This is a genomic window from Streptomyces sp. Da 82-17 (assembly GCF_046098215.1).
GTDB lineage: Bacteria > Actinomycetota > Actinomycetes > Streptomycetales > Streptomycetaceae > Streptomyces.
The window spans coordinates 53,885-68,247 of sequence record NZ_JBJURH010000002.1 but is presented as its reverse complement, the minus strand read 5'-3'; the positions used below and the strand labels follow the sequence as shown (position 1 = coordinate 68,247).

Sequence of the window (14,363 nt, the reverse complement as noted above, 5' to 3'; positions counted from 1 at the left end):
CCGGCCCTCGCGGCCGAGGGAACGCGCGCCCTGCCTCATGACCGTACGACCCCGGCCGCGAGGACGACGGGGCCGTGCCGTCCCTCGACCACGGCACGGAGGTACGGCTCCGGCGCGGCCGCGACCCGCGGCGCGACGGCGCCCGCACCGAGCGCGTCCAGGCCGGCGCGCACCGCCCCCGGGTCCGGGTGCCCGGCCTCGAACACCAGCAGGGGCAGCTGCGGAAGGGCGCGCCGGGTGGGGTGGACGGCGGTGCCCCAGTCGAGCAGGAACGGCAGCAGTCCGCCGAGCCCGTGCGGCTGCGGGAACGTCAACTGCCAGGCCAGGGAGCCCCCGTCGGGGGTGCGCCGGGACATCCCGACCGGCTCGCCCGGGTCGTACCCGCGATCCCGCGCGCACGCGACCGCCGCCGCGATGCCGTCGACCCGCGCCGCCCAGTGCACGAGCCGGGGACCGTCGAGCGTGTCGATGCCGAACCAGCGCGGGCCCTCCGGATCGGGCTGCTCCGGGTCCGGCCCGACGATCTCCAGGTACGCCCCGCCGCCCAGGCCGCTGCCGCCGCCCGGCTCGGAACTCCCCAGCCCGTACAGGAAGTTCCGCGTGCCGTGGCCGACGTGGCGGCCGCCCTCGGCCGGCGCCACCCCGGTCGCCGCCGCGACCTCGGCGACGGTGCTGCCGAGGTCGGGCGTGGCGAGGACCAGGTGGTCCAACTCCGGGGCGGGGCTCATGCGTTGCAGCCTGCCACGAATCTGCGGGCCACGTCCGGGGTGGCCGCCCAGTGGGTGTGCAGATAGCTGGCGTGCACCCCGCCCTGCACGAACCCCTCCACGCGGCGCTGCGGCAGCCGCATGCCCCACGCCGGGGTCGGGCCCGCGCCCGGCTCGATCACCGTGCGGTGGAACTCGTGCCCGCGCAGCCGCGTGCCGGCCGCCGCGAGCGCGCTGTCGGACACGGCGACGGCCTCCCGGTAGCCGAGCGTCAGGCGTTCCGACATCCGCGCGTCGGCGTCGAGCACCCCGCACATCGGCTTCCCGTCCAGGGACCCGGCGAGGTACAGCAGGCCCGCGCACTCGGCGGCGACCGGCGCCCCGCTCCGGGCCAGTTCGGCGATCGCCTTGCGCAGCGGCTCGTTGGCGGACAGCTCCGGCGCGTACACCTCGGGGAAGCCGCCGCCGATCACCACGGCCGCGGTGTTCTCGGGGAGGTGCTCGTCGTGCAGCGGGTCGAAGGGAACCACCTCGGCGCCGGCCGCGCGGAGCAGTTCCGTGTGCTCGGCGTAGGAGAAGGTGAAGGCCGCGCCGCCTGCGACGGCCACCACCGGATGCGACGTCGACGGGCGCGGACCGCCTGCGGCAGGCGCGCCGGAGCGGAGCCCCTGCTCGACAAGGCCCGGCGCCCCCGAGGCAGCCGGTTCCCATGCCTCCGTGTTCAGCGGCGGGGCCGTGCGGGCCAGGGCCAGCAGGCCCTCCAGGTCGCAGCCCTCGCGGACCATGGCTGCCGACGCCCGGACCGAGTCCAGGGCCGCCGTGCTGCGCTCGGCCACCGGGACGAGGCCCAAGTGCCGGGAGGGCGTGGCCACTTGAGGGGTGCGGCGCAGGGCCCCGTACACCGGGACGCCGACCTCCTCCATGGCCTCGCGGAGCAGTTGCTCGTGGCGGTCCGAGCCGACCTTGTTGAGGATGACGCCAGCGAGCCGCACCTCGGGGTCGAAGGACGCGAAGCCGTGCACGAGCGCCGCCACCGAACGCGACTGCGAGGACGCGTCGACGACGAGGACGACCGGCGCCCCGAGCAGCTTGGCGACGTGCGCGGTCGAGGCGAGTTCGCCCTCGCCGGACGCGCCGTCGAACAGGCCCATCACGCCTTCCACCACGGCGAGTTCGCACCCGGCCGCCCCGTGTGCGAACAGCGGGGCGACGAGCTCGGGCCCGCACATGTACGCGTCGAGGTTGCGGCCCGGTCGGCCCGTCGCGAGCGCGTGGTAGCCGGGGTCGATGTAGTCGGGGCCCACCTTGTGCGGCGACACCGCGAGCCCGCGCTCGGCGAACGCGGCCATCAGGCCGGTAGCCACGGTCGTCTTGCCGGTCCCGGAGGCCGGCGCGGCGACCACCAGGCGGGGTACGTCGAACGTCACCACTCGATGCCCCGCTGGCCCTTCTGGCCCGTGTCCATCGGGTGCTTCACCTTCGACATGTCGGTGACGAGATCCGCGAACTCGACCAGCTTCTCGGGGGCGTTGCGGCCCGTGATCACCACATGCTGCTGGCCCGGGCGGTCGCGCAGCGTCTCGATGACGTCGTCCACGTCGATCCAGCCCCAGTGCAGCGGGTAGGCGAACTCGTCGAGCACGTACAGCCGGTACGTCTCGGCCGCCAGGTCCCGCTTGACCTGCTCCCAGCCCTCACGGGCCTTCTCCTCGTTGTCGGCCTGGTCGTCACGCTGCACCCACGACCAGCCCTCGCCCATCTTGTGCCAGGCCACGGTGCCGCCCTCGCCGGTCGCGCCGAGCGTCTTGAGCGCGTTCTCCTCGCCGACCTTCCACTTCGCCGACTTGACGAACTGGAACACCCCGATCGGCCAGCCCTGGTTCCAGGCGCGCAGCGCGAGCCCGAAGGCGGCCGTCGACTTGCCCTTGCCGACGCCGGTGTGCACGAACACCAGCGGGCGGTTGCGGCGCTGACGTGTCGTCAGACCGTCGTTCGGTACGACGCTCGGCTGTCCCTGCGGCATTAGGCGGCCCTCCGGATGCTGTTGCTGGTGTGTTGCGTTCCCTGGACGTCCTTCACGAGCCCGGCGATCGAGTCCGCCCGCAGCTCGTCCAACGTGACGGCGGTGCCGCCGAGTCGACCGGCGAGCTGCCCGGCGAGGCCGAGCCGTACGAGGCCCGTCTCGCAGTCCACGACGACGCTCGCCGTGCCCTCCGCGGCGTGCAGCCCGGCCGCACGCTCCGCGAGCCGCACGGGCTCCGGGCCGCCCGTGGCCCGGCCGTCGGTCACGACGACCATGAGCGGCCGCCGCGCCGGGTCCCGCAGCCGCTCCACGCGCAGCACCTCGTGCGCCTTCAGCAGCCCGGCCGCCAGCGGGGTGCGCCCCCCGGTCGGCAGCGACTCCAGGCGGGCCGCCGCCGCGTCCACGGACGACGTCGGCGGCAGCGCCACCTCGGCGTCCTTGCCGCGGAACGTCACGAGCCCGACCTTGTCGCGCCGCTGGTACGCGTCGAGGAGCAGCGAGAGCACGGCGCCCTTCACGGCGCTCATCCGCTGCCGCGCCGCCATCGACCCGGACGCGTCGACCACGAACAGCACGAGGTTGCCCTCGCGCCCTTCCCGCGTCGCCTGCCGCAGGTCGTCCCGGCGTACGACGAGTCCGGGCCCGGAGCGGCCGCGCGCGTGCTGGTGCGGCGCCGCGGCCTGCACGGTCGCCGCCAGGTGCAGCTTGCCGAGCGCGCCCTGCGGCCGCCGCGAACCCGTCGTACGGCCGTGCTCGGTGCGGGCCCGCGAGCGCCGTCCGGCCGCGCCCGCACCCGTGCCGGGCACGGTCAGGAGCTTGGCGCGAAACGGCTCGGCGGCGCCGACCGGGGCCTGTTCGGGGGCAGTCGAGGGGGCGGCGGGCTGCTTCGGCTCCTCGGGCGCGGACGGCTCGGGCTGCGGGGCCTCCTGCGGGTCCCGGCCCTGAGCCTCCCCGCCCTGCGGCGGCACCCCGGGCCCGTCGTCGCCCTGCGGGGGCTGACCGCCGCCGCCATCGGGGCCGCCGTCGGGGTCGGGCCCGTCCGGCTCGGGCTCGGGGTCCGGGTCGTCGTCCTGGTCCGCGGCGTCCCCGAACTCCTCCAGGGTCTGGTCGAGTTTGTCCTCGTCGAGCCCGGGGGCGTCGAACGGGTTGCGGCGCCTGCGGTGCGGCAGGGCGAGCAGCGCGGCCTGCCGCACGTCGTCGGCGGTCACGTCCTCGCGTCCGGCCCAGGCCGCGAGCGCCGTCGCCGTACGGGCCATCACGATGTCCGCGCGCATCCCGTCGACCTCGAACGCCGCGCAGGTCGCCGCGATCTGCCGGAGCGCCGCGTCCCCGAGCCGCACGTTCGGCAGCAGCGCACGCGCCGCGACGATCCGCTCCCGCAGCTCGGCCTCGTCGTCGGCGAACCGCGCCGCGAACGCCGCCGGGTCGTCGTCGTACGCGAGCCTGCGCCGCACCACCTCGACCCGCTGGTCGGGCTCGCGGGACGCGGCCACCTCGACGGTCAGGCCGAACCGGTCCAGCAACTGCGGCCGCAGCTCGCCCTCTTCGGGGTTCATGGTGCCGACGAGCAGGAACCGCGCCGCATGCCGTACGGACACGCCCTCGCGCTCCACGTACGAGGCGCCCATCGCGGCGGCGTCGAGCAGCAGGTCGACCAGGTGGTCGTGGAGGAGGTTGACCTCGTCGACGTAGAGGATCCCGCGGTGCGCGTCGGCGAGCAGGCCCGGCTCGAAGGCCTTCACGCCCTCGGAGAGCGCCCGCTCGATGTCGAGGGCGCCGACGAGCCGGTCCTCGGAGGCGCCGACGGGCAGCTCGACCATCCGCGCGGGCCGCCCGTCCGCGGCCACCGCACCGTGCGGCCCGTCCGGGCAGTCCGGGTCGGGCGCCGCCGGGTCGCAGGAGAACCGGCAGCCGGACACGACGGAGACCTCGGGCAGCAGTGCCGAAAGGGCGCGCACCGCCGTGGACTTGGCGGTGCCCTTCTCCCCGCGCACGAGCACACCGCCGACGGCCGGTGAGACGGCGTTGAGCAGCAACGCGAGCCGCAGGTCGTCCTGGCCCACGAGGGCGGTGAAGGGGTAGGGGGTGTTCAAGGGGTGGCCTCCAGGGACACGACTACTCGTCCGGTGCAGGGGGTTCGGGGCGCAGCCCCGGGCGGGCACGGCTTCACGACGGTGCTCCCGGCGGAACGAAGGGGAGCGACGGGGGCGCGCCGCCCTCGATCAACTTCAACAGCGCGTCCGTGTCGGCATGCTCCTCGATGAGATCTCCCAGCCGGTCCAACTGCTCCTCGCGCAGCGAGCCGAAAGACGTGTCCGGGGCGGGCACGAAACGGCGCCCCGCCGTCCGCGCGACCTCCCGCAGGAACGCCCGCCGGAACCCGTCGGACTCCAGGGAGCCGTGCCAGTGGGTGCCCCACACGGCGCCGACGCGGCACCCGTCGAGGAACGGCTCGCCGCCTTCGACGGTGGCGACGCCGTGATGGATCTCGTACCCCTCGACCCGCTCGCCGAGGGCCGAGCCCACGGGCCGGGCCAGGGTCTTCTCGCGCGCGAACCGCACCCGTACGGGCAGCAGTCCGAGCCCGTCGACGGCCCCGGCGCGGGACTCGACGTCGTCCTCGATGTGCGCGCCGAGCGCCTGGAAGCCGCCGCAGATGCCGAGCACGGGGCGGCCCTCGGCGGCGCGGCGGGCCAGGGCGTCGGCGAGGCCGCGCTCCCGCAGCCACGCAAGTGCCTTGACGGTGCCGCGCGTTCCGGGCACGACGACCAGGTCCGCGTCGGCGAGCTCCTCGGCCCGGTCCACGAACCGCACGACGACTCCGGGCTCGGCGGCGAGCGCGTCCACGTCGGTGAAGTTGGACATCAGCGGCACCGCGCACACCGCGACCCGCAGCACGTCCGCGCCGACCGGCGGCGCGACGACGGACTCCCGCACGGCGCCGCGCAGCGACACCCGCAGGCCGTCCTCCTCGTCGATGCCGAGCCCGTGCGCGTACGGCAGAACTCCGTACGTACGCCGGCCGGTGAGCTTCTCCAGCATGTCGAGGCCGGGTTCGAGCAGCGTCACGTCGCCGCGGAACTTGTTCACCAGGTACCCGGCGACCAGCGCCTGATCGGCCTCGCTGAGCAGCGCCGTCGTACCGAAGAACGACGCGAAGACCCCGCCCCGGTCGATGTCGCCGACCACGACGACGGGGAATCCGGCGGCGCGCGCGATGCCCATGTTCACGATGTCGGTGCGCCGCAGATTGATCTCGGCGGGACTGCCCGCGCCTTCGCAGATCACCGCGTCGTACGTGCTGCGCAGTTCGGCGAGGCAGTCGGTGACGGTGCCGAGCAGCTGCTCCTGCCGCCCGCCGTGGTAGCCCCGCGCGCTCATCTCGCCGACCGGCTTGCCCATCAGGACGACCTGGCTGCTGCGGTCCCCGCCGGGCTTGAGCAGCACGGGGTTCATCAGCGCGCTCGGCTCGACCCGGGCGGCCTGCGCCTGCATGGCCTGCGCCCGCCCGATCTCGGCGCCCTCGCGTGTGACGAACGAGTTCAGCGACATGTTCTGCGCCTTGAACGGCGCGACGGACACACCCCTACGCGCCAGCCACCGGCAAATCCCGGCGGTGACGACGCTCTTACCCGCGTCCGAGGTCGTCCCGGCAACGAGAAGTCCACCACTCATGAGGTCCAGTCCCTCTTCCTCCACCGCTGTGGGCAGGCGTTCCGCAGGGCGATGGGGGTCCCCCCTGCTCGAGCGGAGCCGAGAGCTCGGGGGAGGGTGGGCACAGCCCCACGTGCCGGGCGCCCTGAAGTCAACGCCCAGACGGACCGCGCAAGAGCACAAGCACCGAGTGCAAGCCAACTCACCCGCCGAGAAAGCCGAACCGCCCGTTCGACATCGGCCACGTCGACGGCCCGCCCCGAGGCGTTGAGGACCGGCCGATGCTCGACCCGCCCCCCGTACGACAACGTCCCCCCGAGCCGCACCCCCAACGCCCCGGCGAACGACGCCTCGACGGGCCCGGCGTTCGGGCTGGGATGCTTCCCGGCGTCCTCCCGCCAGGCCCGCACGGCGGCGCGCGGCGAGCCCCCCGTCAGCACCGCCAGTCCAGCGGTCAGCCGAGCCCCGGCCCACCCCGCGACGTCGTCGAGCCGCGCGGAGGCCCACCCGTACCGCCGGTACCGGGGCGACTTGTGGCCGACCATCGCGTCGAGCGTGTTCACGGCCCGGAACCCGACGAGCCCGGGCACTCCGCCGACGGCGCCCCAGACGAGCGCGCCCACGACCGCGTCGGACGTGTTCTCGGCGACGGACTCGACGACGGCACGCGCGATCCCGTCCGCGTCGAGTGCCTGCGGGTCGCGGCCGCAGAGGTGGGGGAGGCGGGCGCGGGCGGCCTCGATGTCGCCCGCGGCGAGCGCGTCGCCGACGGCGCGGGCCTCCCGGCCGAGCGAGGTCCCGCCGACGACGGCCCAGGTGGCGGCCGCGGTCAGGGCGACGGACGCGGCGGGGGAGCGGCGTACGGCGGCGGCGGACAGGGCGGCGGCGCCCACGGCGCCACCGACGCAGACGGCGGTGTGCAGGGCGCCCCACCCGCGGTGGTCCCGCCACAGCACCCGCTCGACGGCGCCCGCGGCACGGCCGAACGCGGCGACCGGATGGCCCCGGCGGGGATCGCCGAGCAGCAGGTCGCCGAGCAGGCCGGCGGCGGCGCCGTACGCGAAGACGCGATCGGCACGCACCTCAGATCGCCGTCACGCCTCGACGGAACAGGACACTCGTACAGGTCGTACGGGTCGTACGGGACGGGCCGGAGGCGTCCGGACGGCAGCCGCTCATGGGGTTGTTGTCCTCACTCAGGGTCCGCGCCCTGGTTCGACGTGAACGGCGGCGGGAGTTCCTGGCTCCCGGGGTCTGCACCCCGGTGACAGTGGCGGGACCGCGCCGGATTCGCACCGGCTTCCTCTCCTGACCGCCGTAATGGCTCGGGGAAGTCCACCACGCCCGACAACGCCCGTCAACTCCGCTTTGACCTGCGACGGAAGAGTGTGCGCAGGCCCACAGACGGAGGCCGGACGGTGCCACACGAAACCGCCCCGCCGCGGCCCTCGGAAGGACCGTGACGGGGCGGTTCGCCCTATGCGTGCAGCGTCAGCTGACGATCAGGAAGATCCCGTACGCCACCGCGGCCGCGCAGAGCGCGAAGCAGGCGTACGCGCCCGTGCGGGCGAGCGGCGCGGAGCCGCCCTGTGCGGTGGCCGCCTCCTGCTTGGAGAGGCCGACGATGCCGAGGGTGAACAGCCCCACGAGGGCGACCGTCGCCACGAGGCTGACGCCGAAGACGGAGCCGAGCGCCGCCCAGTCGATGTCGATCATGAGTGTTCCTTAGCTCGCTGGTCCGGTCGCCGGATCAGACGGTCGCACCGGCGGGCCGCGCGGAGTCCGCGGCGGCACCGGCCTGGGCCGGTATGGAGGGCTCCGCGTCCTCCGCCTCCTCGGCGGCGGTGGTGCCGGCCGGGGGCGGGGTGACGGCGGCGATGGCGGTGGTCACGACGCCCGCGGGCTCCGTGTCGTCCGCCGGGACGGAGCGGTCGCCGGAGGTGACGTCGTCCGCGTTGACGTTGTGGTGGTCGACGACCTGGCGGCGGGAGACGAGCCAGATCCCGGCGCAGGAGCCGACGAGGAAGACGGTGACGGCGGCGATGCCCCAGGCGCCCTGGCGGGCCACGAACTCCGCGGCGGCGGCGACGAGTCCGGCGGCCGGCAGGGTCAGGCCCCACGCGACGAACATCCGGGTCGCGGTCGACCAGCGCACGACGCCGCCCTTGCGGCCGAGGCCCGAGCCCATGACGGCGCCGGAGCAGGAGTGCGTGGTGGAGAGCGAGAAGCCCAGGTTGGACGAGGAGAGGATGACCGCGGCGGCCGAGGTCTGGGCGGCGAAGCCCTGCTGCGGCTGGAGGTCGGTGAGGCCCTTGCCCATGGTGCGGATGATGCGCCAGCCGCCGAGGTAGGTGCCGAGGGCGATCGCGAGACCGGCGGAGACGATGACCCAGACCGGCGGGTTCGAGCCGGGGGCGAGGGCGCCGCCGGCGACCAGGGCGAGGGTGATGATGCCCATCGTCTTCTGCGCGTCGTTGGTGCCGTGCGCGAGGGAGACCAGACCGGCGGAGGCGATCTGCCCCGCCTTGTAGCCCTTGGCGCTCGACTGCTCGCCGACGTTCTTGCCGAGCTTGTACGTCAGCCGGGCCGCGAGGAAGGCGGCGATACCGGCGACCAGCGGCGCGGCGACCGCAGGGATGAGCACCTTGGTGACGACGACGCCGCCGTTGACCCCGCTGATGCCGATGGACGCGACGGTCGCACCGATCAGACCGCCCATCAGCGCGTGCGAGGAGCTGGACGGGAGGCCGACCAGCCAGGTGAGCAGGTTCCAGAGGATGGCGCCGACGAGCGCCGCGAAGATCACTTCAGGCTGGATGCCGTCTTCTCTGACCAGTCCGCTGGAGATGGTCTTGGCGACCTCGACCGAGAGGAACGCTCCGACGAGGTTCAGCACGGCGGACATGGCCACCGCAGCCTTGGGCTTCATAGCGCCGGTCGAGATGGTCGTGGCCATCGCGTTGGCGGTGTCGTGGAAACCGTTCGTGAAATCGAACACGAGAGCTGTCACGATCACAATCGCGAGCAGCAGCGTGATGTGTTCCATTTACCCAGGCAATCGTTCGACGTCATTGGCTCGTGGAACGTAGGCAACCTGAGTGAACGGAAAGTGAACTGGGGCGGGCCTCGCGGTGTCCCGGGTGGGCTGCTTGTGGGCACACATCCGGCGGCATGGATTCCCCTTGCTCCTCCGGCTGTTCGACCGACCCGCCCCCAGGCCCGGAATTGCAGCCTCCACCAGCCTCGCGCACCCCCGCCCGGACCGCTTCCCGGGCGATCGCAGGACCCCCGCCGAAACCCCTCCGCGCCGCCGGAAGAGATCCTGATCACGCACCCCGTACGGACCCTGCGCAGGCCCCCTCCGAGCCTGGCAGGATCGCCTCCATGACGGAGCGCACGGACCCCATGACGCACAGCACGGAAACGGCGGACGGCGCCGGGCAGTTGGCGGCCGCCTGGGCCGCGCTCGTGGCCACCGCCCGCCGCACCGCCGACACCGGCCTCGTCGTCGGCACCTCCGGCAACGTCTCCGTACGCGTCGGCGAGCTGATCCTGATCACGCCGAGCGGCGTCCCGTACGACCGGCTCGGCGCGGACGACACCGTCGCCGTGGACCTCGACGGCCGCCAGGTCGCCGGCACGCTCAGGCCGACCAGCGAACTCCCGCTGCACCTCGCCGTGTACCGCTCCACGACCGCCCGCGCCGTCGTCCACACGCACGCCCTGCACGCCACCGCCGTCTCCACGCTCGTCGACGAGCTGCCGCCCGTCCACTACATGACGGCCGAGCTCGGCGGCCCGGTCCGCGTCGCCCCGTACGCGTTGTACGGCACCGAGGAGCTCGCCGCGCACATGCTGGACGCGCTCCGCGACCGCACCGCCTGCCTGCTCCGCAACCACGGCGCCGTCACCTACGGCGCCACCCTCGACCAGGCCTACGACCGCACCGCCCAGCTGGAGTGGATGAGCCGCCTCTGGCTCACCGCCCGCTCCGTCCCCGGCCTCACCCCGAGCCTCCTCGGCCCCGCCGACCTCGCGGCGGCCCGGCAGCAGCTGAAGGGGTACGGGCAGGGCTGACCGCTCGGGCGCGGCGCCGCCCGCGAGCGGCCGACGCCGAGTGGCCCCGGCCCCGGTCCCCGTCGACACTGGAGCGCATGCGCCCCGTATCGGCCGCCGCCGCGGCCCTCACCGCCGCCATCGGTGCCGGCGCGGCCGCCGTCGCGGCCGGGCGGTACGCCAGCGACGCCGCGCTCAAGGCGCGCCCGGGCCGTCCCCTGCCCGGCGACCCCCGGCTCACCGTGCACGAGGCCGACGGCGACCGGATCACCCTCACCCGCTCCCTCGCCGCCCTGCGCCCCGGCACGTACGGACTCGACGGCGACGGCTGCCACGCGATCGTCGGCCCCGTCCTCGAAGGGCAGGCCGAGGCCGCCGACGCCGTCGTGCGCCGCCTCGTCCGCGTCACCCACGGGCGGCTCGAACCCGGCGCCAAGGTGCGGCTCACCCCGCAGGTGCACATCGGCAACCCGCGCGACGCCCTCGGCCTGGAGCACGCCGACGTCGACGTGCCCGGCGAGCTCGGCGGGCTGCCCGCCTGGTTCGTGCCCGGCGGCCGCGACACCTGGGTGATCACCGTGCACGGGCTCGGCACCACCCGCGAGCACCCGATGGTCGTCATGGACCTGCTGCACCGGCTGCGCCTGCCCGTCCTCGACCTCGCCTACCGGGGCGACGTCGGCGCCCCGCGCCAGCCCGACGGCCTCGCCCACCTCGGCGACAGCGAGTGGCGCGACCTAGACGCCGCCATCCGCTACGCCGTGCGCTACGGCGCCGAACGCGTCGTCCTGCACGGCTGGTCGACCGGCGCCACCATGGCCCTGCGCGCCGCCGCCCACTCCGCGCTCCGCGACCGGATCACCGGCCTCGTCCTCGACTCCCCGGTCCTCGACTGGGAGCTCACCCTGCGCGCCCTCGCCAAGGCCCGCCGCACCCCGCCCCCGCTCCTCCCGCTCGCCGTCCGCGCCGCCCAGGGGCGCACCGGCCTCAGCGGCGACCGCATCACCGAGGCCGCCGACGCCGCCGCCCTGCGCATCCCCACCCTCCTCGTGCACGGCCCCGACGACACCCTCGCCCCCTGGCGCCGCTCCCGCGAACTCGCCGCCCGGCGCCCGGACTTGGTCACCCTCTACACCGTCCCCGACGCCCCGCACGCCGCGATGTGGAACGCCGACCCGAAGGGGTACGAGGAGACGCTGCGGCGCTTCCTCACGCCGCTGATGTAGCCGCTGACGTAGCCGAGGTGGCAGGGGCTGTGGCTTTTGAGCCGGTACGGGTGGTTGTGGGGTGCTTCCCGCCCTCGGAGCGAGCCCGGCCATAGCGGGCACAACCGCCGCCAACGGACGCCAACTCGGGGTCCCGTTTGGGCTTTCGAGCCCCGAGCGGGAAGACTGCCCCCGTGACGTCCCGTACCCCGCGCGACTCCAGGCTCAGACTCGTCGGCCCCCGCACGCTCGCCACCGCCCCACGGGCCGTGGCCGAGCGGCGCACACGGCGCGCCGCGCCGCGCCCACCCGAGGGCACACCGGCCCCCGCCGAGCTCGCCCGGATGGCGCGCGCCGAGCTCGCGGGCGCCGCCCGGATCGCCCGCTGGGCCGACAGCGCGCCCGGCCGCGACTCCGGCCTGCGCCCCGGCTGTGCGGGCACCCTCAGCGACTCCGCCGCCGAACGGGCCGCCGCCGACCTCGACCTGACGCCCCGCCAGGCCCGCGCCGACTGGGACGCGGCCCGCCTCGCCGGACTCGTCGAGGTGCACGGCGGCGACGCCCGCCCCGGCTGGCGGCTGCGCGCCTGGGACCGCGACGACTCCGCCGTACTGCGCGGCTGGGTCGCCCTCTTCGACGCCTGGTCCCTGGTGCGGCCCGCGCCGGACGAGCACGAGGCGGCCGCCGTCGCAGAGGTCGTCGAGGCCATGCCGCAGGTCCTCTCGCTGCTGCAGCTCTCCGCCGGGCCGGTGCCCGTGCCGCAGCTGCTCGACCTCCTGGAGCAGCGCGTCACCGAACTCCGCGACGAGCGCTGCGAGATCCCCTTCGGACCGCAGCCCGAACCCGTGCCCACCGGCGACACCCCGCTGCCCCCGCTGCTCGACTGGGCCCTGAGCGGCCTCGCGCTCGTCGGCGCCCTCACCCTCGACGACGGGCACGCGACCCTTACGCCGCTGGGGAGTTGGGCGGTCTGGGTCAAGCTGGAGCAGATCATCGTCGCCGCGCAGAGCCCGGCCGGGAACATCGAGCACGCCGCCGAGGAGATGCTCCGCGGCTGCGCCCGCCTGCGCCCGAACGCGGCCCGCGCCGAGTACCGCGCCTGGCTCGCCGCCCGCCCCGTCGGCAGCGCCGTCACCGAACTCCTCGACGCCGCCCGCGGCGACGACGCCCTGCTGCGCGGCCTGGCCTTCGAGGCCCTGCGCGTCGTCGGCCCGCCCGCCGAGGCCGACGTACGGGCTGCCGCCGCCGAACCGTCCCTGCGTCCCTACGCGTTGATGTGGCTCGCCGAGCAGGAGGGCGCCGACCCGGAGGACGTGCACACCGCGCTCACCCGCGAGGAGTCGACCTGGCTCTGGGTGGACACGGCCGCCGCCGTCGCCGACCACGGCGAGTCCGAACTCCTCGTGCGCCACCTGGAGTCGGCTGTGCAGCCCACGGTCCCGGCGCTCCTCCAGGAGGTACGCGCCGTCGGCCACCCCCGCACCGTCCAGGTCCTGGTCGCCCTGGCCGCGGCCCACCCGGACCCGGCCCTGTCGAAGGCGGTCCGCCGGGCGGCGTTCCAGGTCCACACCGGCGGGGCGTAGCCCCTCGGCGGGCGCACGCCACGAGGCCCGGCGGCCTCAGCGGAACGTGTTGCAGCGGGCCATGTCGCCCGAGCGGAAGCCCTCGTAGAACCACTGCTGCCGCTGCTCGGCCGAGCCATGCGTCCAGGACTCGGGGGTGACGCGGCCCTGGAACTTCTCCTGGATGCGGTCGTCGCCCACCGCCGCCGCCGCGTCCAGGCCGTCCCGGATGTCCGCGTCCGTCAGCTGCGTGATCAACGGCCGCCCCGTCCGCGGGTCCGCGGTCCGCGTCGCCTGCCGCGCCCACACCCCCGCGTAGCAGTCCGCCTGCAGCTCGACCCTTACCGCGTTGCTGTTCGCGCCCGTACGCCCGTCCTGCGCGCGCCGCAGCGTGCCCATCAGGTTCTGCACGTGGTGCCCGTACTCGTGCGCCACCACGTACGCCTGCGCGAACGGGCCGCCGCCGGCGCCGAACTTGTCGCGCAGCTCCTGGAAGAAGCCGAGGTCGAGATAGACCTTGCGGTCGCCGGGGCAGTAGAACGGCCCGACGGCCGACGTCGCGCCGCCGCAGGCCGTCCCCACCCGCCCGCTGAACAGCACGGTCGGCGCACCGGAGTAGCGGGCCTGGCGGCGCTGGAACTCCTGGTCCCAGAAGTCCTGCACGCTGTTGACCACCGCCACCGTCCGGCAGTCCTCCTCCCGGTCGGCGTCCGCCCCGGTCCGGCACGACTGCTGCACCTGCGACGCGCTCGACGCCGACACCGACGGCTCCTCGTCGCCCGTGGTGAGCCCCAGGTTGTCCGGGCCCACCCCGAAGAACAGGCCGAGCAGCAGCGCGATCACCCCGGCGAGGCCGCCGCCGATCGTCGCCCGGCCACCGGGGATCCGGCTGCCGCGCACGTCCTGGACCTCCGACGTGTCGAGCCGCGCATCGTCGTCGAACTGCATCCGGGCACCACCCTCTGCTCCTCGCCGGGGGCGCCGCAGCCCGCCGCCTGCGCCGAGTATCTGGCAGTTCATCCCGCTCTGCCCCTCGGCCGGTGCGCGGGGCCGAACGAGGGACGGCGCCCCGTACGCCCGCCGTGTCGGCGCGACCGCCCCCGCCCGCCCCGGATCCCGCCGCTACGCTCTGCGCCTGATCCGCGGGCGAGCGGCG

Annotated in this window: 12 protein-coding genes and 1 riboswitch; of the genes, 3 read left to right on the top strand and 9 right to left on the bottom strand. The window is 75.0% G+C overall.

From position 1 onward, the window contains the following. Positions 1-35: 35 nt before the first annotated feature. From ACIDOF_RS03280 to ACIDOF_RS03245, 8 genes are all read right to left on the bottom strand, one after another. Entirely contained in the window at positions 36-728 is a 693-nt protein-coding gene (locus ACIDOF_RS03280) for a VOC family protein (protein ID WP_409004096.1), read from the bottom strand. Continuing rightward, a complete protein-coding gene (locus ACIDOF_RS03275) occupies positions 725-2,134 on the bottom strand; it encodes a cobyrinate a,c-diamide synthase (protein WP_409004095.1) in 1,410 nt (469 codons plus the stop codon). The genes ACIDOF_RS03280 and ACIDOF_RS03275 overlap by 4 nt, the downstream gene beginning before the upstream one ends. After that, complete coding sequence (cobO, locus tag ACIDOF_RS03270; RefSeq protein ID WP_409004094.1) at positions 2,131-2,730, bottom strand: cob(I)yrinic acid a,c-diamide adenosyltransferase; 600 nt, start codon at positions 2,728-2,730, stop codon at positions 2,131-2,133. The genes ACIDOF_RS03275 and cobO overlap by 4 nt, the downstream gene beginning before the upstream one ends. Then, positions 2,730-4,823: a putative cobaltochelatase gene (locus ACIDOF_RS03265; RefSeq protein WP_409004093.1), complete on the bottom strand. Its 2,094-nt coding sequence runs from the start codon at positions 4,821-4,823 to the stop codon at positions 2,730-2,732. Before ACIDOF_RS03265 ends, cobO begins: the two co-directional genes overlap by 1 nt. Positions 4,824-4,896: 73 nt before the next feature. Further along, on the bottom strand, positions 4,897-6,405 hold the full coding sequence (locus tag ACIDOF_RS03260) for a cobyric acid synthase (RefSeq protein WP_409004092.1): 1,509 nt from the start codon (positions 6,403-6,405) through the stop codon (positions 4,897-4,899). After that, entirely contained in the window at positions 6,402-7,466 is a 1,065-nt protein-coding gene (locus ACIDOF_RS03255; protein WP_409004091.1) for a cobalamin biosynthesis protein, read from the bottom strand. Before ACIDOF_RS03255 ends, ACIDOF_RS03260 begins: the two co-directional genes overlap by 4 nt. Positions 7,467-7,597: 131 nt before the next feature. Continuing rightward, positions 7,598-7,717, bottom strand: a riboswitch (cobalamin riboswitch). A gap of 158 nt (positions 7,718-7,875) precedes the next feature. After that, a complete protein-coding gene (locus ACIDOF_RS03250) occupies positions 7,876-8,097 on the bottom strand; it encodes a hypothetical protein (RefSeq protein WP_409004470.1) in 222 nt (73 codons plus the stop codon). A 37-nt stretch (positions 8,098-8,134) separates the two neighbouring features. Further along, on the bottom strand, positions 8,135-9,430 hold the full coding sequence (locus ACIDOF_RS03245; protein ID WP_409004090.1) for an anion permease: 1,296 nt from the start codon (positions 9,428-9,430) through the stop codon (positions 8,135-8,137). A 338-nt stretch (positions 9,431-9,768) separates the two neighbouring features. Between ACIDOF_RS03245 and ACIDOF_RS03240 the strand changes: the two genes are divergently transcribed. The 3 genes from ACIDOF_RS03240 to ACIDOF_RS03230 all read left to right on the top strand — a co-directional run bounded on the left by ACIDOF_RS03240 (position 9,769) and on the right by ACIDOF_RS03230 (position 13,228). Next, positions 9,769-10,461: a class II aldolase/adducin family protein gene (locus tag ACIDOF_RS03240; protein ID WP_409004089.1), complete on the top strand. Its 693-nt coding sequence runs from the start codon at positions 9,769-9,771 to the stop codon at positions 10,459-10,461. A 77-nt stretch (positions 10,462-10,538) separates the two neighbouring features. Beyond that, positions 10,539-11,666: an alpha/beta hydrolase gene (locus ACIDOF_RS03235; RefSeq protein WP_409004088.1), complete on the top strand. Its 1,128-nt coding sequence runs from the start codon at positions 10,539-10,541 to the stop codon at positions 11,664-11,666. Positions 11,667-11,839: 173 nt separating this feature from the next. Further along, positions 11,840-13,228 carry a hypothetical protein gene (locus tag ACIDOF_RS03230; protein WP_409004087.1) on the top strand — a complete coding sequence of 463 codons (1,389 nt, stop codon included), beginning with the start codon at positions 11,840-11,842 and terminating at the stop codon, positions 13,226-13,228. Positions 13,229-13,264: 36 nt separating this feature from the next. Here ACIDOF_RS03230 and ACIDOF_RS03225 read toward each other — a convergent pair whose 3' ends face one another. Beyond that, complete coding sequence (locus tag ACIDOF_RS03225; RefSeq protein ID WP_409004086.1) at positions 13,265-14,155, bottom strand: neutral zinc metallopeptidase; 891 nt, start codon at positions 14,153-14,155, stop codon at positions 13,265-13,267. Between the last annotated feature and the right edge of the window lie 208 nt (positions 14,156-14,363).